Source organism: Alterinioella sp. (assembly GCF_058343375.1).
This window is the reverse complement of record NZ_JBTUJH010000019.1, coordinates 1-20705: the sequence shown is the minus strand read 5'-3', so window position 1 is coordinate 20705 and position 20705 is coordinate 1. Positions and strand designations below refer to the sequence as shown.

18 protein-coding genes are annotated in these 20705 nt (G+C 62.5%); 7 read left to right on the top strand and 11 right to left on the bottom strand.

Going from position 1 to position 20705, the window contains the following annotated elements; genetic code table 11:
* Nucleotides 1-7: 7 nt before the first annotated feature.
* From ACW8PS_RS03350 to ACW8PS_RS03325, 6 genes are all read right to left on the bottom strand, one after another.
* Entirely contained in the window at nucleotides 8-910 is a 903-nt protein-coding gene (locus ACW8PS_RS03350; RefSeq protein ID WP_491525857.1) for a carbohydrate kinase family protein, read from the bottom strand.
* Complete coding sequence (locus tag ACW8PS_RS03345; RefSeq protein ID WP_491525855.1) at nucleotides 907-1971, bottom strand: ABC transporter ATP-binding protein; 1065 nt, start codon at nucleotides 1969-1971, stop codon at nucleotides 907-909. Before ACW8PS_RS03345 ends, ACW8PS_RS03350 begins: the two co-directional genes overlap by 4 nt.
* A complete protein-coding gene (gene argH / locus ACW8PS_RS03340) occupies nucleotides 1971-3461 on the bottom strand; it encodes an argininosuccinate lyase (protein WP_491525854.1) in 1491 nt (496 codons plus the stop codon). The genes ACW8PS_RS03345 and argH overlap by 1 nt, the downstream gene beginning before the upstream one ends.
* A 154-nt stretch (nucleotides 3462-3615) precedes the next feature.
* Nucleotides 3616-4497 (bottom strand): carbohydrate ABC transporter permease, encoded by an 882-nt coding sequence (locus ACW8PS_RS03335; protein WP_491525853.1) that lies wholly within the window; start codon nucleotides 4495-4497, stop codon nucleotides 3616-3618.
* A 1-nt stretch (nucleotide 4498) separates the two neighbouring features.
* Nucleotides 4499-5392, bottom strand: a complete 894-nt coding sequence (locus tag ACW8PS_RS03330) for a carbohydrate ABC transporter permease (protein ID WP_491525852.1) — start codon at nucleotides 5390-5392, stop codon at nucleotides 4499-4501.
* A gap of 88 nt (nucleotides 5393-5480) precedes the next feature.
* Nucleotides 5481-6743, bottom strand: coding sequence for a sugar ABC transporter substrate-binding protein (locus ACW8PS_RS03325; RefSeq protein WP_491525851.1), 1263 nt, complete (start codon nucleotides 6741-6743; stop codon nucleotides 5481-5483).
* A 130-nt stretch (nucleotides 6744-6873) separates the two neighbouring features.
* Here ACW8PS_RS03325 and ACW8PS_RS03320 point away from each other — a divergent pair, with 130 nt between their 5' ends.
* From ACW8PS_RS03320 to ACW8PS_RS03310, 3 genes are read left to right on the top strand one after another with little or no spacing between them, the layout of a single operon-like run.
* Nucleotides 6874-8043 (top strand): ROK family transcriptional regulator, encoded by a 1170-nt coding sequence (locus ACW8PS_RS03320; RefSeq protein WP_491525850.1) that lies wholly within the window; start codon nucleotides 6874-6876, stop codon nucleotides 8041-8043.
* A gap of 24 nt (nucleotides 8044-8067) precedes the next feature.
* Nucleotides 8068-10356: a PIG-L family deacetylase gene (locus ACW8PS_RS03315; protein WP_491525849.1), complete on the top strand. Its 2289-nt coding sequence runs from the start codon at nucleotides 8068-8070 to the stop codon at nucleotides 10354-10356.
* Between the two features lie 53 nt (nucleotides 10357-10409).
* Nucleotides 10410-10574, top strand: coding sequence for a hypothetical protein (locus ACW8PS_RS03310; protein ID WP_491525848.1), 165 nt, complete (start codon nucleotides 10410-10412; stop codon nucleotides 10572-10574).
* On the opposite strand, the gene ACW8PS_RS03305 is transcribed toward ACW8PS_RS03310, so the two are convergent.
* The 4 genes from ACW8PS_RS03305 to ACW8PS_RS03290 all read right to left on the bottom strand — a co-directional run bounded on the left by ACW8PS_RS03305 (nucleotide 10552) and on the right by ACW8PS_RS03290 (nucleotide 16028).
* Nucleotides 10552-11877 (bottom strand): aspartate aminotransferase family protein, encoded by a 1326-nt coding sequence (locus tag ACW8PS_RS03305; RefSeq protein ID WP_491525847.1) that lies wholly within the window; start codon nucleotides 11875-11877, stop codon nucleotides 10552-10554. The two genes, ACW8PS_RS03310 and ACW8PS_RS03305, sit on opposite strands and share 23 nt — an antisense overlap.
* 4 nt (nucleotides 11878-11881) lie before the next feature.
* Nucleotides 11882-12313, bottom strand: coding sequence for a universal stress protein (locus ACW8PS_RS03300; RefSeq protein WP_491525846.1), 432 nt, complete (start codon nucleotides 12311-12313; stop codon nucleotides 11882-11884).
* Nucleotides 12314-12325: 12 nt separating this feature from the next.
* Nucleotides 12326-14959 carry a TRAP transporter permease gene (locus ACW8PS_RS03295; protein WP_491525845.1) on the bottom strand — a complete coding sequence of 878 codons (2634 nt, stop codon included), beginning with the start codon at nucleotides 14957-14959 and terminating at the stop codon, nucleotides 12326-12328.
* Nucleotides 14960-15056: 97 nt separating this feature from the next.
* Nucleotides 15057-16028, bottom strand: a complete 972-nt coding sequence (locus ACW8PS_RS03290; RefSeq protein ID WP_491525844.1) for a TAXI family TRAP transporter solute-binding subunit — start codon at nucleotides 16026-16028, stop codon at nucleotides 15057-15059.
* A gap of 93 nt (nucleotides 16029-16121) precedes the next feature.
* Between ACW8PS_RS03290 and ACW8PS_RS03285 the strand changes: the two genes are divergently transcribed.
* A complete protein-coding gene (locus ACW8PS_RS03285; RefSeq protein ID WP_491525843.1) occupies nucleotides 16122-16997 on the top strand; it encodes a MurR/RpiR family transcriptional regulator in 876 nt (291 codons plus the stop codon).
* A gap of 85 nt (nucleotides 16998-17082) precedes the next feature.
* Here ACW8PS_RS03285 and ACW8PS_RS03280 read toward each other — a convergent pair whose 3' ends face one another.
* Nucleotides 17083-18111: a LacI family DNA-binding transcriptional regulator gene (locus ACW8PS_RS03280; RefSeq protein WP_491525842.1), complete on the bottom strand. Its 1029-nt coding sequence runs from the start codon at nucleotides 18109-18111 to the stop codon at nucleotides 17083-17085.
* A gap of 101 nt (nucleotides 18112-18212) precedes the next feature.
* Here ACW8PS_RS03280 and ACW8PS_RS03275 point away from each other — a divergent pair, with 101 nt between their 5' ends.
* The 3 genes from ACW8PS_RS03275 to ACW8PS_RS03265 all read left to right on the top strand — a co-directional run.
* Nucleotides 18213-19724 (top strand): tripartite tricarboxylate transporter permease, encoded by a 1512-nt coding sequence (locus ACW8PS_RS03275; protein ID WP_491525841.1) that lies wholly within the window; start codon nucleotides 18213-18215, stop codon nucleotides 19722-19724.
* Nucleotides 19721-20185: a tripartite tricarboxylate transporter TctB family protein gene (locus ACW8PS_RS03270; protein WP_491525840.1), complete on the top strand. Its 465-nt coding sequence runs from the start codon at nucleotides 19721-19723 to the stop codon at nucleotides 20183-20185. Before ACW8PS_RS03275 ends, ACW8PS_RS03270 begins: the two co-directional genes overlap by 4 nt.
* 38 nt (nucleotides 20186-20223) lie before the next feature.
* A partial coding sequence (locus ACW8PS_RS03265) for a Bug family tripartite tricarboxylate transporter substrate binding protein (protein ID WP_491525839.1) occupies nucleotides 20224-20705 on the top strand: 482 nt, incomplete at its 3' end.

Genomic DNA, 20705 nt, shown 5'->3' with positions numbered 1-20705 from the left:
GGCGGGGTCACTCCACCTCCGGCACCTGCAACCGATGCGCGCCCAGGTCCCTGAGATCGGGCAACTGCCCCGCGCCCCCCAGCCGCGCCACCGCCAGCGCGCCGCAGTGATTGGCCCGCGCCAGACAATCGCCCAGCGGCTGGCCCGCCAGCCAGGCCGACAGAAACCCGGCATTGAAGGCATCACCGGCCCCGGTCGTGTCCTGCACTGTCGCGGCGCAGGCGGGGGCCGATTGCGTAGCCCCGCCCGCCGCGATGGCGACAGCGCCGCGATCGCCGCGCTTGATGATGTTTGCCACGCGCGGCGCAACCGCAATGCCGTTTTGCCTTAGCGCCTCGGCCTCGGCACAATTGGGCAGGAACAGATCGACCGAGGCGATGATTGCGGCGGCGCGCGGATCGGCCAGCGCCTGCGCATCCCAACTGCAATCCAGCGAGATCGTCATGCCCTGGCCGCGCGCCGCCCCGATCAGATCGGGATGATCCAGCGCGGTTGTCAGCTCACCGATATGCAAATGCCGCGCGGCGGGCAGCGCGGTGCCTTTGTGAAAGGCCAGCGCCGCGCCGGTCCGCCGGGTCACGAAAGCCCGGTCGCCGCCACGCGCCAGCGCCACCGTGATTTGCGGGTCATCCTGCGGCCCCGGTTCGGTGCAATGCGAAATCACCCGATTTTGGCCCATCTCCTGCGTCACCAGTGCCGTGAACGGGGAGGCCGGCAGCACCCCCATCAGGGCGACATCCTGGCCCAGCGCCGACAGATAGGCCGCGGTGATATAGGCCCCTCCCCCGGCGCGCAGGGCCAGCCTGTCGGCGAAAACTTCACGCCCCGGCGCAGGCCCGCCATCGAGACCGGAAAACACCAGGTCGCAATAGATCCGCCCCGCACACAGGATGCCACCATCGCCAGTCACGTAATCACCAACCCCGTTTGCGCATCGAACAGGTGCATCTGCGCCGGATCGGCCCCAAGGCGAATCTGATCGCCCGCCTTTGGCGGGTTGCGCCCCGGCCCGGTGGCAATGATCTCGTGCCCCTCCAATGCCACATAAAGCAGCGTCTCGGCACCCAATGGCTCGGCCACAGACACCTCGCCGGCAAAGATCCCGGCACCGTCGCTGGCCAGATGCAGATCTTCGGGCCGGATGCCAAGCTGCACGGGGGCCCCTTGGCGCAAACCCGCCCGCCCCGGCAGCGCAATCTCGGCCCCATTGGACAAAGCCACACCGCCCGCGATCAGCACCCCCGTCAGCAGGTTCATCGACGGCGCGCCGATGAATTGCGCGACAAAGGTGTTGGCGGGCTGATGGTAGATCTGATCGGGGGTGCCGACCTGCTGGATATGGCCATCTTTCATCACCACGATCCGATCGGCCATCGTCATCGCCTCGACCTGATCATGGGTCACGAAAACAATCGTGTTGCCGACCCGGCGGTGCAATCTCTTGATCTCCAGCCGCATCTGGGTGCGCAGTTGGGCATCAAGATTGGACAGCGGTTCATCGAACAGAAACACCGCCGGGTCGCGCACCATGGCGCGCCCGATGGCGACCCGCTGGCGCTGCCCGCCCGACAGCTGCGCCGGTTTGCGGTGCAACAGATCGGTCATGCTGAGGATCTCGGCCACCTGATCGATCCGCGCGTCTTTTTCCGGTTTCGACAATTTGGAGCTGCGCAGCCCAAAGCCGATATTCTTGCGCACACTCATATGCGGATAGATGGCGTAATTCTGGAACACCATGGCGATGTCGCGTTCCTTGGGCTCCAGATTATTGACCACGCGGCCACCGATCTCGATCTCGCCCGAGGTCACCTCCTCCAGCCCCGCGATCATTCGCAAAGTGGTGGATTTACCGCAGCCCGATGGCCCGACGAAAACGACAAATTCGCCATCTTCGACTTCAAGGTTGATGGAATGCAGCACTTCGGTCTTGTCATAGGTTTTGACCAGATTGCGCAGGACGAGGTCGGACATCAGGCAGGCTCCGTCAATTTGGTGAAGGCATGGTTCAGCAGTGCTTTGGCATCGCGCCGGCGGGTCGATATGTCTTGCAGATCGGCCCGCAAAGCGGCGAGCGTGTCGTCATATCCCGCCAGCGCCGCGTCCATCGGGGCGGGTGCCGGGCCACCATAACGATCGCGCCGGGCGATGAAGCCTCGCAGCGATACGGCCTCGGCAAAGGCCGCCTCGGTCATCTCGGGCGCGCGCCCCGTTTCGCCATGATAGGCGGCGGTGAATTCCGCAAACCCGGCCGCAAGCGGCACGCCCTTAGCGATCACCGCACGCGCAACCCCGGCGGCAATGCCATGCGCCTGGCGAAAGGACAGCCCTTCGGCGCGAACAAGACTGTCGGCCAGTTCGGTAATGGTCACGCAGGCCGCATCGGCATTGGCCCGGACCCGGCCCGCATTGATCGAACAGGCCGGCAGGAAGGCGGTCATGAGTGCCACCATGCGCGCACCGCTGTCAAAGGCGGCGTAGCCCGCGGATTGCACTTCTCCCTCGCTGTCATTCATGTCGGTGAAGGGGGTATTATGCATGGTGGCAAGGATGGTGTCGCAGCGGCCCTGGGTGACGCTGGCCAGATGGCGCATATGTTCGATCGGCACCGGGTTGCGCTTTTGCGGCATGATGGAACTGACCTGCACCAGAGCGTTGGGCACATAAAGCTGACCGACCTCGAAAGCCGACCAGAACGCCATATCCTGCACCAGACGCCCCAAATGCAGAAAGGGCAGCTTCAGCGCCGAATAAAGCCCGGTGATATAATCGACCGAAGCAATGCAACCATATGAATTTTGTTTCGGGGCCGAAAACCCGAGCAGACCCGCAACCCGTGCCCGGTCAATCGGAAAGCCCGAACTGGTGATGGCCGCAGCCCCCATCGGGCACAGATCAAGCGCCGCTGCCTCGCGCATCAGGCGCGCGATATCCGATAGCAGGCCTTCGATGGCCGCGCCAAGATAATGCCCGAACGTCGTCGGCTGCGCCGGTTGGCCATGGGTATAGGCGACAATGACGGTATCGCGCTCGGCCCGCGCCTTTTCGATCAACGCCCCGGCCAGGGTAAACAGCGCCTCAAGCATCGCGGCGGCCCGGGTCTGAAGCTCCAGCTTGAACACGGTATGATCCATGTCGTTGCGCGACCGGGCCGTGTGCAGCATACCGCCCAGATCCGCGCCAAGCCGGGCCTTCAGTTCCGCCTCCACGTAAAAGAAGTAATCCTCGAACTCACCGGTATAGCGCAGCGCGGACAGATCCGTTTCCGCGTCAATCGCGGCCAGCGCAGCGGCGATGGCCCGGCCCTCGGCCACGCCCAAGATGCCGGTCTCGACCAGCATCACCAGATGGGCCCGGTTGATGGCCGCCATATGGCCCGCATAATGCGTCTTCACGCCCTCGAACAAGGGGGCCAGCACGGTGTCGCGATAGACCGGATCTGGAAATTTCGACCCGTCGCTCATGCGCCCGCACCGCTTGCGCCTGTTGCACGCATGGGATTTGAGTATTTGGACAAAGAAGAAGGCACAATTTTAATCAAATTTTCGGCTTCTTCTTTGCAAAAATACTCACGGCGCAACGCCGGCCACGCCATGCCCGGTCTTGGGGTGGGCGGGCTCATCCTTTCAGCCCCGCCATCACCACACCGCGAATGATGAAGCGCTGGAAGATCAGGAAAACAACCAGGGTCGGAATGGTTGAGATTGCGGCCCCTGTCATGATCAGCTCCCATTGCACATCGGCCTCATCGCCGAAGGATGAGAGGCCAACGGGCAAGGTATAGAGCGAAGCATCCGTGGTCACGATCAGCGGCCACAAAAAGGCCGTCCAATTGCCCAGGAAAACAAAGATCGCCAGCGCCGCCAGTGCCGGTTTGACCATCGGCAGTGCGACCGACCAGTAGATCTGAAACTCGTTCAGCCCGTCGATGCGGGCGGCCTCAATGAAATCATCGGGCACGGTCTGAAAGAACTGGCGCATCAGAAAGACGCCAAAGGCGGTCATCAGCCCCGGGAACATGATCCCCCAATAGCTGTCCAGCCAGCCAAAGCTCTGGCTCATCAGATACCACGGGATGACCAGCATTTCGGTCGGAATCATCAGCGTCGACAGGATTGCGATAAAGACGATGTAGCGGCCGCGGAAGGTAAACTTGCACAGCGTATAGCCCACCAGGCTGTCAAAAAAGAGATTCGAGATCGTGGTCAGCGTGGCAATGATCAGCGAGTTTATGAACCAGCCATAAAAACGCCCGTCCGACAGCACATAGGCGTAGTTCTGAAGATGCGGTTCCTCCGGGATCAGGCGCACATTATAGACCTCGAAGGGCCATTTCAGCGAGGTCGAGATCATGTAGGCGATCGGCATCACCATCGCGATGCCGCCCGCGAAAAGCAGCAGCCAGCGGATGGTCTGGCCCATGCTGCGGCGCTGTTTGGCCCGGGTGCCTTCCAGCAGGGCCGCCGATGTGGCGCGGATCTGGGTGTCGGCTGCTGTCATCTCATTTGTCCCTCAGCAGGCGCAGTTGCAGCAGGCTGACCACCAGCAGGATCAGAAACAGGACCACGGTCTGCGCCGCCGCATAGCCCATGTCGAAACTTCGAAAGGCGGTCTCGTAGATCATCAGGACCAGCGGTTTGGTGGTGTTGAGCGGCCCGCCCGGATTGTTGGACGTCATGTTGAAGACATGGTCAAAGATGCGCAGGAAGCCGATCGAGGAAAACACCACGATAAAGACGATGGTCGGGCGCAGCAGCGGGATGGTGATTTCCCACAGCACGGTCCAGTTCGACACGCCGTCGATCTGCGCGGCCTCGTAATAGCTGCGCGGAATGGCGCGCAGACCGGCCATGAAGATGATCACCTGAAACCCCAGCCCGGCCCAGATCGCGGGGGCCAGGATCGCGGGCAATGCGTTGGTGGTGGAGTTCAGAAACGCGATCTGAGAGATGCCGACCGATGCCAGCACATTGTTGAACAGGCCGATGGGCACGCCCTGATAGAACCAGCGCCAGACCCAGGCCATGGCCACGGCAGAGGTCATGAAGGGCAGAAAATAGAGCGCCCGCAGGAAGCCATGCGCAAAGCGCACCCGATCCAGATGATAGGCGATGAAAAAGCTGATCACCAGGCTGATCGGGGTTCCAAGAGCCAAGTATTTGAACGTGTTTCCAAAGACCTGCCAGAAATCCGGATCGCTGAACAGAACCTGATAATTGTCGAACCCGACCCAGATGCGTTCTTCCAGCAGGTTCCAGCTTTGAAAGGAAAGCACCATGGCATTGCCGGTGGGATAGAACCGGATCACCACATAAAACAGAATCGGAACCGCCAGAAAACCCCAGGCCCAGATGGTTCGTTTCTGTTTTATCGACAGCGCGCGATAGTAGTTCATGGGGCTCAGCTACCTGACAGGCATGGGGCGATTTTGCGGGCAGAAACCCGGCCGGAGACACATGGCCCCGGCCGGGCAGAGAGGCAGATCATTCCTCGTAATATCCGTCCAGCAGGGCCTGTTCGGCCTCGGCGGCAATAGCCAGGCTTGCGGCGGGATCCTGGCCTTCCAGATTGATGCGTTCGAGCATCTCGACCATCAGCTGGCGCTGCGCGCTTTCATCGGCGAAGATGGTTGTGTTGGCATATGCCAAGCCCCGAATGAACGGGCCATAGACCGGGTTGGCCGCGTTTTCTTCGGTCATGCCGACCGATTGGCGGGCCGGCAATTCACCGACCACATCCAGCCAGATCTGCATCGCTTCGGGCGAGGTGACATAATCCATGAACAACAGCGCCGCGTCATAGCGTTCGCCTTCGGCGCGTGTGGTGATCGCGTTCACCCAGTAGGAGGAATAGTTCGATCGCACGCCATCGGGGCCGGCGGGCAATTCGGCCACCGCCCATTCCAGGCCGCGGGTGCCTTCCAGCGCGCCGATGCGGAACGAGCCGTCGATATGCATCCCGGCACGCCCGGCACGAAACGCCGCTTGCGATTCATCCATAAAACCAACTTCGGTCACGCCATGCACGGCCGACAGATCATTGTAGAAATTCAGCGCGGCAAGGCCCGCTTCGGAATTATAGGCCACGGTGCGATAGTCGTCAGTATAGGGTTCACCGCCGAACTGGCGCACCAGAACCTCGCGCCACCAATGGTGGTCCTGGGCCGCCATGCCGCTGGTGATGCCGGCCTGAATCAGATTGCCCGCGCCATCGCGTTCGGTCAGGGCGATGGCGGTTTGCACCAATTCGTCCAGCGTTTCGGGGGGGCCGTCGATGCCGGCCTCTTCGAACAGGCGCGTGTTGTAGAACAACGCCAGGGACCGCACCGCCGTGGGCAGGGCGTAATATTGCCCGTCGCGGCGCATGGCCTGGACCATCGGGAAAAATTCGGCGTCAATCTCGGCGGGCGGGAAGGCGTCGACCGGCAGCGGCTGGATCAGATCGGCCTCGATATAATCATTCAGCCAACCATAGAACAACTGCACCACATCGGGGCCTTCGCCGGCCGGAATCGCAACCGCGGTGCGGGTGCGGTAATCGGCATAGGGAAAGGTCGTCATATTGACGGTGATGTCGGGATTGGCCGCCTCGAAGTTTTCGATCAGCTGGTCCATGGCATCGACCCGGGCATCGAAGAAATACTGCCAGTAATCGATGGTCACCTGGGCCTGGGCAGGCATCGAGGCAAACAGCGCCGCCCCGCTGAGCGTGGCGCCAAGGGCAAGATGGCGGAGGTTCCGTTTCATGATTAGCAAACTCCCTGTCTGGTGGTGGCCGGTGGTGGCCCTCGCCCTCTCTTGATCCACGGGGCGCGAATCCGAAATTAACTCAATCAAGTTGAATTAACAAGGACACTGCGCTAGCCCTGAGATCGAGATGAGTCTGATCAGCCTTCCCACCGCCGGGTCGAACGCCCTGCGCAGCCGCGCCTTCAACCGGTCGCTGGTGCTGGGGCATGTGCGCGCGTCGGGGGCCAGTGGCCGGGCCCGGATTGCGCGCGCCAGCGGGCTTTCGACCCAGGCCGTGAGCAATATCATCGCCGAACTGGTGGCCGAGGGCTGGCTGATCGAGGTCGGGCGGCTGAGCCGCGGGCGCGGCTTGCCGGCGGTGCAATACGCGCTGAATGCCGGGGCCGGAACCGCCCTGGGGATCGAGGTGCGCCCCGGCGCGCTGTTGATGGCGCTGACCGATCTGGATGGCACTATCCTGTTTTCGCACCGCGAAGGTCTGGACATGGCATCGCCGGAACATGTGGCCGCGAAAATCATCGAAATCAAGGCGTTGGCGCTGGCCCGAAACGATCCCGACCGGGTGATCGGTGCCGGTGTGGTGATGCCCGGACCCTTTGGCGCGACCGGGCTGTCGGGGGCGGCATCGGATCTGCCGGGATGGACGGAGCTGGACGCAGAGGCGCTGTTTTCCCAGGCGCTGGATCTGCCGGTGATCATCGAAAATGACGCCAGTGCTGCGGCGATGGCGGAAATGGTCTCTGGGCGCGGCCAGGGCATTGATGATTTTGCCTATCTCTATTTCGGCACCGGTATCGGCCTTGGTGTGATCTCGAACCGGGCCATTTTGCGCGGCGCGCGCGGCAATGCCGGTGAAATCGGCCATATCCCGGTGTCGTTTCGGGGCCGGATGGTGCCGCTGGAGCAGATCGCCAGCCGCATGGCGCTGCGCCATCGGTTGACCGAAACCGGGATCGAGGCCGAAACCACGGATATGCTGGAGGCGCTTTTTCACGCTGCCAACCCCGAGCTGATGGCCTGGATCACGGATGCGGCAGAGGCGCTGTCGCAGGCCATTGTGATCGTCGAGAACCTGTATGATCCCGATACGGTCATCGCCGGTGGCGCGATGCCAAAGCTGCTGTTGCAGGCCGTGCTGGAGCGGGTCCAGCTCTCGGATCGGTCCGTTGCCAATCGCCCGGCCCGCGCCCATCCCCGGCTGATCTGCGGCACTTGCGGGCCGCTGACCGCCACCAAAGGGGCCGCCGCGCTGATCATCAACCACGCCTTTACACCGCGCATGGCCGCGGATGTCTGACATTGCCCGAATGAGGAAGATTCCATGCCGCTAAGTGACCCCGACCGCATCGCCCACGACCGGCAGATGCCGCGCATGTTGCGCCTGTGGCGAGCGTTGCAGCCGTTGAAATCGGTGCTTCGGTTGATGAATTCAGGGGCCCATCCCGATGATGAGACCAGCGCCATGCTGGCCGCGCTGGGGCTGCGCGACGGGATCAACCTGTCCTATCTCTGCGCCAATCGCGGCGAGGGCGGGCAAAACGATATCGGCCGCGAAGGAACCGAGGATCTGGGCACCATCCGCACCGCCGAGATGGAGCGCGCAGCAGATGTTCTGGACATGCGGCTCTATTGGCTGTCGGAGGCGCCGGATGACACGATCTTCGATTTCGGGTTTTCCAAATCCGGCGTCGAGACCATGGAAAAATGGGGTCGCGACCGGGTGCTGGCGCGGTTTGTCGATCTGGTCCGCGCCGACAGGCCCGATATCCTGTGCCCCACCTTCCTTGATATTCCCGGTCAGCACGGCCATCACCGGGCCATGACCGAGGCCGCGCATCTGGTGATGGATCTGGCCGCCGACCCAGGGTTTGCCGGCTCGGATCTGCCGGCCTGGGAAATCTCTAAACTCTACCTTCCGGCCTGGTCGGGGGCGGGCGGATCCTATGATGACGAGGTGCCGCCACCGCCGGCCACGATCACCGTATCGGGGGCCGGGCAAGAGGAGGTTTCGGGCTGGTCCTGGGGCCGCATCGGCCAGCAATCGCGCTGGTATCACAAAACCCAGGGCATGGGGCGATGGGTGGGGCCGGGCGACGGGGCCGGGTGGCCCTTGCATCTTGTGCGATCCGCGGTCGGGCCGGATGAGACTGCGATCAGCGATCATTTGCCAATGCGGCTGGAGGATCTGGAAGGCAGCCCCGATCTGGCCAGCGCCGGCGCCGCAATCGACGCCGCAATCGCCGGTTTTCCCGACCGCCCGGTGATTTTGAAATTCGCCCTTGCCGCCCATGCCGCGCTGACCCGTGCGCAGGCCACAATGGCGGCCGAACATGGCCACCGGATCGACGCCAAGCTGGCGCAGCTGGCGCGTGTCATCCGCATCGCATCGGGTGTCGCCCCGCGCGGCTGGCTGGAAACCGACCTGTTGGCCCCCGGCGACACCGCGCCGCTGCATATCGAGGCAGGCGATGCGGCCGGGTTTGATCTGTCGATCACGCCGGACTTGCCCGATTGCTGGCATTCCGCGGCCGAAGGCATCGGCCCCGGCCCCGGCGCGCCGCCCGCAAACCCCTATCCCGACCGCTATGATCCGCTGGCCCCGCCGCGCCCGCGCCTGGCGGCCACGCTGGGCGGCATCCGCTCGACCATTGCGCTTGAAGTGCCGCCGCTGGTTCTGCCCGCCCGCCGCGCCACGCTGTCGCAGGGCGGCATGGTGGTGAATCTTGCGTTGCCTGCGCGGCAGGTGACACTTGCGTTGCCTGCGCGGCAGGTGACACTTGATATTTCCGACACCACCGGCGGGGTGCCCGCCTTTGACCTGCCCGAGGGCTGGAGCCAGATCTGGCAGGGCAATCAGGCCCGGATCACCCTGCCCCGCAATCTGGCCCCCGGGCTTTATGATCTGCCGCTGAGCCTGGATGGCCAGCCCGCCGCAACGGCGCGGATCCTGCGAAAACCCCATATCGCGCCGCGTCTGCGCAGTTTTCCGGCCCGCCTGCGCCTTCTTGCGCTTGATGTGGCCACGCCCGGCGCGCGGATCGGCTATATCGGCGGCGGCCATGACCGGGTGGCCGATTGGCTGGCCGCGCTTGGCTGTGATGTGACCGTGCTGGGCCCCGGCGCATTGGATAAAAGCGCGCCCTTTGCGCCGTTTCAAACCATTCTGGTCGGCGTCTTCGCGCTGCGGTTCCGGCCCGATCTGGCGGCCCGGCTGGCCGATCTGCATGGCTGGACCCGTCGGGGCGGCAATCTGGTGACGCTCTACCACCGTCCGGGTGACAATTGGGCCGCCGACACCACCCCGCCCGCAAGGCTGGAGATCGGCCAGCCATCGCTGCGCTGGCGGGTCACCGATGAAAGGGCCGAGGTTACCCATCTGTTGCCCGACCACCCGCTGCTGACCACACCGAACATCATCACCCCCGCCGATTGGGCCGGCTGGCACAAGGAACGCGGGCTATATTTCGCCAAATCCTGGGATTCCGCCTATCACCCGCTTCTGGCCATGGCCGACCCCGACGAGGCCCCGCATCGCGGCGCGCTTTTATCGGCCAGGATCGGCGATGGGCGGCACAGCCATTGCGCGTTGATCCTGCATCACCAGATGTAAAGGCTGGTGCCGGGGGCGTTTCGTCTGATGGCCAATCTGGTGGCGGCCCCGGAGTGACCGGTCAGCGCATCACGAAGGGGTTTGCCATCGGCTCGGACGCGGTGCTGATCCGCCCCGGCATCCGCGCCGCCTTTGCCGACTGGTTCCGGTCGCTGCCGGGTGGCTGGGGTCAGACCCCATTGACCCGCAGCGCCGTCATACCGGCAGGGCGGCGTTGATGGCGCGGGTCAGTTTTGTCACCAATTCGTCGATCTGATCATCGGAAATGATGAAGGGCGGCGCCAGCAGGATATGGTCGCCCGCGCGGCCATCAATGGTGCCGCCCGCCGGGTAGCACATCAGCCCTGCCTCCATCGCGGCGGATTTGACCCTGGCGTGGATCTTCAGCCCCGGATCGAACGCGGATTTGGTTTCGCGATTGGCGACCAGTTCAATGCCGCGAAACAGCCCCCTGCCCCGCAAATCACCGATATGGGCGTGCTGGCCAAGGGCCGATTGCAGCGCAGAGGCCAGCGCCTCGCCCTTGGTTCTGGCGCGCTCGACCAGATCCCTGGCCAGAATGACCTGCAACACGGCCCGCCCCGCCGCCGCCGCCAGCGGGTGGCCGTGATAGGTGTGGCCATGCAGAAAGCTGCCCGATCCGGCGGCAATCGCGTCATGGATCGTGGCGCTGCACAGCATTGCCCCAATCGGCGCATATCCCGCCCCCAACCCCTTGGCGATGGTCACGATATCGGGCGAAATGCCATCCGCCTCGCAGGCAAAAAGATGGCCGGTCCGGCCCATGCCGCACATGATTTCATCCAGGATCAGCAGCACGCCATATTGGTCGCAGATCTCTCGGATCCGGGCGAAATAGCCCGCCACCGCCGGAACCGCGCCCAGCGTCGCGCCCACCACGGGTTCGGCGATGAACGCCATCACCGTCTCGGGGCCAAGGCGCAGGATCTCGGTCTCAAGCTCATTGGCGACACGCTGGCCATAGGCATGCGCGGTTTCATCCTCGGCCCGGTCGCGATATTCGAAACAGGCCGAAATATGAGAGGTTTCAACCAGCAACGGCTGGTATTTCTCGCGCCGCCAGGCATTGCCGCCCGCCGCCAATGCGCCCAGCGTATTGCCATGATAGCTCTGCTGCCTGGCAATCAGCCGGTGCCGTTTGGGCTGCCCGATTTCCAGATAATATTGCCGGGCCAGCTTGATCGCTGCTTCGACCGCCTCGGACCCGCCCGAAAGCTGATAGACCCGGTCAATGCCCGCAGGCGCATGTGCCACCAGCAGGTCGGCCAGATCCTCGGCGGCCTGGGAGGTGAAAAACCCGGTATGCGCAAAGGCGATCTGGTCCAGCTGCGCCATCATCGCGGCGCGCAGATCGGGGTCACTATGGCCCAGGCATGACACCGCCGCCCCACCGCAGGCATCGAGATATTGCTTGCCGTCGCTGTCGTGAATGTAACAGCCGTCGCCGCGTATGGCCGATGGAAGCGGGGCCCTTGAGCGGCCAAATACATGCCCGGCCATGGCGTCAGGTGCCCCGGACGACGAAAACCGATTGCGTGGCGTGGCGCACAACCCGTGCAGCATTGGGTCCCAGCAGATAATCCGTCAGTTCCGGCCGGTGCGACGCCATCACGATGACATCGGCGGATACGGAACTGGCAGCCTTGAGGATCTGTTCATACACCCGGCCCAGCAGAATATGCGGGTGCACCTCGATCTCGGAGGTGATGTTTTCATTGACCCAGGCCTGCAGGCGTTCGCCCAGTTCATGCAGCGCGCGATCTTCGAAATCCGCATCAAAGAAAGTGCCGACGATGGACATCCCGAAATCGGGCATCACGGTCACCACATGCAGGGGCGCGTTGTTGCTTTCGGCCATCGACACCGCAATGGGCAGCGATTTGGTCCAGGTGCTTTCGGCCGAAAGATCCACGGCCAGAAGGACAGAGTTGAACATGACGGATCTCCTTTAAAAGGCCGGTTTGGTCTGACGACGGCGCTGCATCATGATGACCAGCCCCAAAAGCAGAAGCGCTGGCAGGTAGAAAACCTGTTCCGGCAACCGCTGCTGCGCGGTCTGCACCACCGACAGGCGCACAGGTTCATCGGCGTAGAAATCGAAATCGGCAAGCGTTTCGGCGGAATCCGTGCCAAACATCGGCTCGTCCAGCCGGACGATATCGCCCTCGGCGATCAGCAGCAGGCCCGAGGCATCAATACGCTCGGCCGCGCTGCCGGTGCCGGTGATCGCCATCACCAGCGTGGTGGACACCAATTCACCGGTATTGAAATCCGGGCCCTCGATCAGAAGTCGCAGATTGTCGCCATCGGCGGCATCCGCAACGGCCTGTTCAAACCCCGATGGCGGCACGTCGCGGAACGGGCTTTGCACCATATCCAGCCAGACATTCGGCACAAACAGCGTGAAGGCCACCAGCAGCAGTGCAGCACTTTCGTGAATGCGGGATTTGGCCAGGAAATAGCCCTGCGTCGCCGCCGCAAAGAGCAGCATGGCGAATGTGGCGACAATAAAGACGAACACCGCCTGAAAGATGCCTGACCAGGTGCCCAGATCGACGCCATAAAGGATAAGCGTCGGGTTGAAGATGAACAAGAACGGCAAGGCCACGGTGCGCAAGGAATAGAAGAAGGCGACAACACCGGTCTTGATCGGATCGCCCCCCGACACCGCCGCCGCCGCGAAAGAGGCCAGCCCGACGGGCGGCGTCACATCGGCCATGATGCCGAAATAGAACACGAAAAGATGCGCCGCGATCAGCGGCACGATCAGCCCCTGTGAGGCCCCGAGGCTGACCACAACCGGCGCCATCAGCGACGCGACCACGATATAATTGGCCGTTGTCGGCAGCCCCATGCCCAGAATAAGCGAGAATAGCCCGACAAAGACCAGCATCAGAACCAGGTTGCCGCCCGACAGCATTTCGACCAGACCGGCCAGTTCGGTGCCAATCGGCGTCTTGGTCACGATCGCCACAATGATACCCGCCGCCGCCGTTGCCACGCCGATGCCGATCATGTTGCGCGCGCCTGCGATCAGCCCGTCGATCAGATCCTGAAATCCGGCCCGGACCTCTGCCATCAACCGGGCGGTCTGGCCGCGGAAATAGGCCTTTAGCGGGCGCTGGGTGACGATGATGAACAACATCAGCGATGAGGCATAAAAGGCCGATTTCGCCGGGCTTTGCCGCTCAACCATCAAAAACCAGACCAGAACCACGATGGGCAGCACGTAATGCAGGCCGGTGGCATAGACATCGGCCACCTTCGGCAGCACGATTTCCTCTGCATTCGGGTCGTCCACCTCCAGATCGGGGCGGCGCGCGGCGATGGCAACCAGCCAGATATACACCGCAGCCAGCACGGTCATCATCACCGGCCCGGCCAAATCAGGGGCGGCGGTTTTCAACGCCCCGACACCGTAGATCAGGCCCGTGAACCCCGCGCCCGCCACGGCAAAGCCGATGAAGAAATTGAGGATCATGCCAGAGAAGCTCTTGGCCTCACCCAGCGCGGGCATGTCCTTTTTCAGGGCTTCCAGATGCACGATATAGACCAGCGCGATATAGGAAATCACCGCCGGAATGAAGGCGTGCTTGATCACGGCCACGTAAGGGATGCCGATGAATTCCACCATCAAAAAGGCCGCCGCCCCCATTACCGGCGGCATCAGCTGGCCATTGACCGAGGATGCGACCTCGACCGATCCGGCCTGTTCGGCGGTAAAACCCACTCGTTTCATCAACGGGATCGTGAAGGTGCCGGTGGTAACCACATTGGCAATCGATGAGCCCGAGATCAGCCCGGTCATGGCCGAACCGACCACCGCCGCCTTGGCCGGGCCGCCGCGCAGATGGCCAAGCCCCGCGAATGCCAGCTTGATGAAGTAATTTCCCGCCCCCGCCTTGTCCAACAACGAGCCAAACAGGACGAACAGAAACACAAAGGCCGTCGATACGCCCAGCGGGATACCGAACACGCCGGCCGTATCCAGCCACAGCCCGTTGATCAGCGACGAGAACGAGATCCCGTCATGTTCGATCAGTTCCGGGATCAGCCACCCCTGGCCCATGTAGCCGTAAAGCGCAAAAAGGGATCCGACGATGGTCAGCGCCGGGCCAAGGGCGCGGCGGCTGGCTTCGAGCAGGCATAACAGGCCGATGGCCCCGATGATGACCTGCGTTTGGGTCGGCAGGCCGGATCGGGCGGTCAGAGCCAGAACCTCGGAAAACCAGAAAATATAGAAGGCGGAGCCGCCCGCGACCGCCGCCAGCAGCCAATCGGCGATCGGGATACGGGTGCGCGATGATGTTTTGAAAGCCGGATAGGCCATGAAGGCCAGCACAACCGCAAATGCCAGGTGGATAGGCCGGGTCTGGGTCGAATTGAGCACCGGCAGATATTGTCCGAACCAAAGCTGCGGCTGCGCAATCCAGAGCTGGAACAGTGACCACAGCAAGGCCAGGCCTGTAATCATCAGCGCAATTGTTCGATTTTCCGGAACGCGCGCACCGCTATCGGTGCTGGCGACCAGATCCTGAAGTTCCTCGTCACTGAATTGACGTCCTTCGGTCGGATCCGACATTCCGCCGCCCTCCTGCTAATGCTTTTGGTACAATTTCTGGTGGGCCGGGGCAGATAACAGGCCTGCCCCGGCCAGAACCTCGATCAGTGCTGGTCGATCACTCGATCAAACCGACCTCGCGGTAATAGCGCTCGGCGCCGGCATGCAGCGGCGCGGACAGCCCGTCATTGGCCATCTGGGCGGGGTCGAGATTGGCAAAAGCCGGGTGCAGGCTGCGGAACTGGTCGATGTCTTCCATCACCGCGCGCACCAGCTGATACACCACCTCTTCCGACACATCAGAGGAGGTCACGAATGTGGCACCAACACCAAAGGTCTGCACATCCTCGTCATTGCCGCGATACATGCCGCCGGGGATAATGGCGGTGCGATAGAACGGGTTATCTGCCACCAGTTGATCCACGACCTCGCCGGTCACTTCGACCAACACGCTGTCACAGGCTGTCGTGGCCTCCTGAATCGACCCGGACGGGTGGCCGACAGTATAGATCATCGCGTCGATATTATTGTCGCACAGCGCCTGGGATTGTTCCCCGGCCTGAAGCTCGGAGGCAATGGAGAAATCATCCATCGTCCAGCCCATGGCCTCCATCAGCACTTCCATGGTGCCGCGCTGGCCGGATCCGGGGTTGCCGACATTCACCCGCATGCCACGCAGATCCTCGAAACTGGTGATGCCGCTATCGGCGCGGGCCACCACGGTAAAGGGTTCGGGGTGAACCGAAAACACCGCCCGCAATTCTTCGAACGGGCCCTGTTCCTCAAACCGCGAGGTGCCGTTATAGGCGTGATACTGCCAGTCCGATTGCGCCACGCCGAATTCAAGCTCGCCATTGCGGATGGCGTTGATGTTGAAGACCGATCCGCCGGTCGATTCCACGCCGCAGCGAATGCCGGTTTCGGCACGGTTGCGATTGACAAGGCGGCAAATAGCACCGCCGGTCGGGTAATAGACGCCGGTAACGCCGCCTGTCCCGATGGTGACAAAGGTTTGTTCCTGTGCCGAAACGGCGCTTGCGCCAAAGGTCATTGTGGCCGCGACCAGCGCGCCAACCAGATTTTTGTTCATGAAGTTTCTCCCTGTAGAACCGTGGGAAACACGGATAAACAAGAATGAAACGATTCATTCATTTTCGTCAAGATAAGGTTTATAATGTTTCAGATGAGCCTGAATGAACCGATAGATGACCACTCTCTGGATGATCTGAACCGCGCTCTGGCGGATCTGGTTCACACCGCCTCGCCTGCCATCTGCAAGCTTGCCCAATGGGTGCTGGAACATCCGCATGAAATTGCCTTCCATTCGGTCAGGGCCCTTGCAAAAAGGGCCGAAGTGAACGCCAACACGGTTTTTCGGCTGTCCGTGGCGCTTGGATATTCGGGGTTTGAGCCCTGTCGCGAGGCCTTTCAGGCAGCCTTGCGGAACGAGGACAGCATCTACCGGTCGCGGGCCAGACGGATGCGGGCCGAGGCCGGCGAACCGCTGGCCACGCAGATCCGCGATTCCGCGCGCGACAATCTGGAGGAGCTGTTTTCAGCCCGGACGCTGACCCGAATCGATGCCGCCGCCGCGATGATGCTGACCGCGCGCCGGATCTATTGCATCGGCGTGCGCAGTTGTTTCTCGCTGGCCCATTATCTGGCCTATACCGGGCATATGGCGTTTGAGAATTTCGCGCCGCCGCTGGCCGAACCCGGCGCAATCGCGGATGCCGTCACCGGCTGCGGGTCTGATGATGTGGTCATCGTGATGTCCTTTTCGCGCTATTCCAGCGAGGTTGTCCGCGCCTATGAAACCGCCAGTGCCTGCGGTGCCAGGATCATCGCCATCACCGACAGCTACACGGCCCCGATCACACGGCAGGCCGATATCGTCTTCAAGATGCCGATGAACGGGCCGCAGATCCTGCCCTCGCAGGGGGCGGCCTTTGCGCTGACCGAGGCTCTGGTCGGGGAGATGATCCTTGGCAACGCACCGGCTGCCGGGCGGATCGAGGATTACGAGCGCCGCCTGCTCGATTACGGCGTGTATCTGTAAGGCCCGCCCCCACTAAGGCCCGCCCCCACCCCGTGATCGACCATGGCAACGGCCCCGGTTTCCGGGCCTGGCCGAAAGGGCCGCGCTACGCCATTATCCGGGCGCAGGAGGCCCGCAATACAAGCTCGGGTTTGCAATGTTTGCCCGCGATGACGGTGCCGGGATGGATGATGGCGGATGCCAGGGCGGATCCGGCCTCGCGCCCGATCCGCAAGGCCGGAAGCCGGACCGTGGTCAGCGCCGGTTCGATCTCGGATGATCCCTTGAAATCCCCGATGCCGACCACCGAAATATCCCCCGGAACCGACAGCCCGCCAGCCGCCGCACCGTAAAGCACCCCGGTTGCCAGAATATCATTGCCGCAGATGATGGCCGTCGGGTGCGTGGGTTGGTCGAGCAATGCCAGCATGTCGCGTTTCGAGGCCGATATGCTGTAGACCGTGGTCAGTTTCCATTTATCCGGGATCGTGACACCGGCCGCGGCCAGCGTTCCCATCACGGCATCGAACCGGTCAAGCGCGCGGTCATTGCTGGGTGTCGGGGGGAACATGCAGGCAATGTCACGATGCCCCTGCGACAGCACATGTTCGGCAATCATGCGCCCGGCCTCGGCATTATCGGCCCCGATGCAGGGATAGCGCGCGGTATCGGAATAATTCCACATCAGCACCGATGGGATGGCCTGGCTGTCGATCAGCTGAAACACCGCCTCATCGTGATCGAGACCGGTCAGAACAACGCCATCGACCCGATGTTCCAGCAATTTCCGCAAATTCGCGTATTCGCGTTGCGGGTCATAGCCATGCGAGGCCAGCAGGATGGTAAAGCCATGCTCGGCCACCGTATCCGAGAATGCCTGCACCACCTCGGCAAAGATCGCATGGTCCAGGGTCGGCACCAGAACCCCGATCGTGGCGCTGCGGATGCCGTGGATCGTCTGCGCCGCGCGATTGCGGATATAGCCCTGCCGCCGCACCGCCAGATCAATCTTTCGGCGCGTTTTCGGCGTGACCAATTCGGGGTGATTGAAATAGCGCGACACTGTCGAGGCCGAGACCCCCGCAGACCGGGCCACGCTGGTTATATCGGCTTTTTTCTTTTTGTTACCAGTCATTTAATATCCTTTCATCGGCCCAGAATGAAAACATTTGCAAAACTATTTTCATTGGTTAGCGTAATTAGTCAACCGCTCAGAATGACGGAAGGCCCGGGCGCGTGGAGTTTTTGTTCTATATCGGCGATGTGTTCACACCGATCAATTTCGGCCTGCTTATGCTGGGCACGATCGGCGGGTTGATCCTTGGCGCGACACCGGGGCTGTCGCCGACCATGGCGGTGGCCTTGCTGATCCCGTTCACCTTCCGGCTGGAACCGCAGCAGGGGCTGATCCTGCTCGGGGCCGCCTATACTTCGACCGTGGCCGGCGGCGCGGTCAGTGCGATATTGCTGAAAATTCCCGGCGCGCCGGCCAATATCGCGACCACGCTGGACGGCCATGCGATGGCGCTGAATGGCGAGGGCGCAAAGGCGCTGCAACTCTCGTTCATCGCCTCTGCCGTCGGCGGCATCTTTGGGGTGCTGCTGCTGATTTTCCTGACCCCGGTGCTGGCGCAATGGGCGCTGGCTTTTGGTCCGTCGCATCTGTTCTGGCTGGCCATTCTGGGCGTCACCGTGATTGGCACGCTCGATTCCAGTTCGGTGGTCAAGGGGCTGCTGTCGGGCTGCATCGGCTTGTGGCTGGCGACCATCGGCTTTGACGACATCATGGGCGCGCAGCGCTTTATCTTTCACCCGGCGGTCAGCGGTGGCATCAATGTCATCCCGGCCCTGATCGGCCTGTTCGCAATCCCGCAGGTGATCACCATGTTCGCCAAGGGCCGCAACCCCGACAATGCCGAAATCATCACGGTGCAGCGCCATCCCATCGGCGCGGCGTTCCGCGAAGTGTTTCGCCGCAAGCGGGCGCTGACCATCGGCACGCTTGTCGGCTCGATCATTGGCCTGATCCCCGGTGTCGGCGGCCAGATCGCGGGGCTGGTGGCCTATGACCAATCCAAGAAGATGAGCCGCGAGAGCGAAAAATTCGGCACCGGCCACAGCGAAGGCGTGATCGCCGCCGAAAGCGCCAATAACGCCATGGTCGGCCCGTCGCTGGTGCCTCTCCTGACCCTCTCGATCCCCGGATCACCGACCGCGGCGGTGCTGTTGGGCGGGTTGCTGATCCACGGCATATTTCCGGGGCCGGATCTGTTCACCAACTACCCCGAAGTGGCCTGGGTCTTCATCAATTCGATGCTGTTCGGCCAGATCCTGATGTGCATCTTCGGGCTTTATGTTGCCGGGCTGGCGGCAAGGGTCGCCAGCGTGCCGCATTCGGTGATGGCGGCCGTGGTTCTGGGTCTGGCGCTGTTTGGCAGCTATTCGGTGCAGAACTCGATGGGCGATGTCTATGTCATGGCGACGCTTGGCGTGACGATGTATTTCCTGGAACGGTTCGGCTTTTCGGCGGCCCCGCTGGTGCTGGGGCTGATCCTGGGGCCGATTGCCGAGGCCAATTTCATCCAGGGATCCATGATCGCCGATGCCACCGTGGGCCTGGGCAGCTATTTCTTCACCGGCTGGCTGAACTGGCTGCTGATCGGCATCGTCGTGGTCTCGATCGGCTATTCGGTATGGATGGAGACGCGCAGCCGCCGCTACACCACCAAGGAGGATGCGTTGACATGACCGATATTCCCCGCACCCAGCATATCCTTGCCTCTGGCCTGATTGCCGCCGTGGGCTCGGCGGTGGCCTATATCAGCTATACCCAGCAACCGGCCGAGGCCTTCCTGTTTCCGCGCCTGATCTCGACCGTGTTTGCGGTGCTGGCGATCTGGACCTTCATAAAGGCCCTGATCGGGCGCACCAAGGTGGGCACCGGGCTGAACAGTGCGGCCTTCGGCAATCTGGCCCCCGGTCTGGTGGTGACGCTGATCTATGTGTTCTGGGCGGCCAGCGCGCTCGGGTTCTACACGGCAACCACAATCGCCTTTTTCATACTTCTGTCGCTCTATGATCCGGCCCCCCATTCCGAGGCCCGAAGCTGGATCAGGCGCGCGCTCATCACCGCCGGTTTCATGGCGGTCATGTATGGTCTGTTCGCGCAGCTTCTATACGTTTTCACACCGCGAGAGATCTTTTTCTGAACCACCGGAAACAGCAGAACCAACCAGGGAGGAATGATATGAAACGTTTGATTACAGGGGCCGCGATGGCGTTGGCCGCGATGACGGGACCGGCACTGGCCGACGGGCATGGCGATTATCCGAACCGTCCGATCATGTTGATGGTCAGCTACGGCGCCGGCGGGGCCACCGATTTTCAGGCCCGCATCGTGACCATGACGGCCGGAAACGACGATGCCCTGGGCATGCCGATTGCGATTGTGAACCGTCCGGGTGCCGGCGGTCGGGTTGGCTGGAACTGGTTTGCCGCCCAGGCGGACAGCGATGGCTATACGCTGGGTGCCTATAACATTCCGCATTTCATCGCGCAGTCGATCGAGGGCGGCGTGGAATACACCGCCGAAAGCTTTGAACCGATCGCAAACTGGGGCGCTGATCCGGCGGTGTTCGTGGTGGCCACCGACAGCGAGTTTCAGACCATGGCGGATGTGATCGCCTATGCGACCGAAAACCCCGGCGGGCTGACATTCTCGGGGGCCGG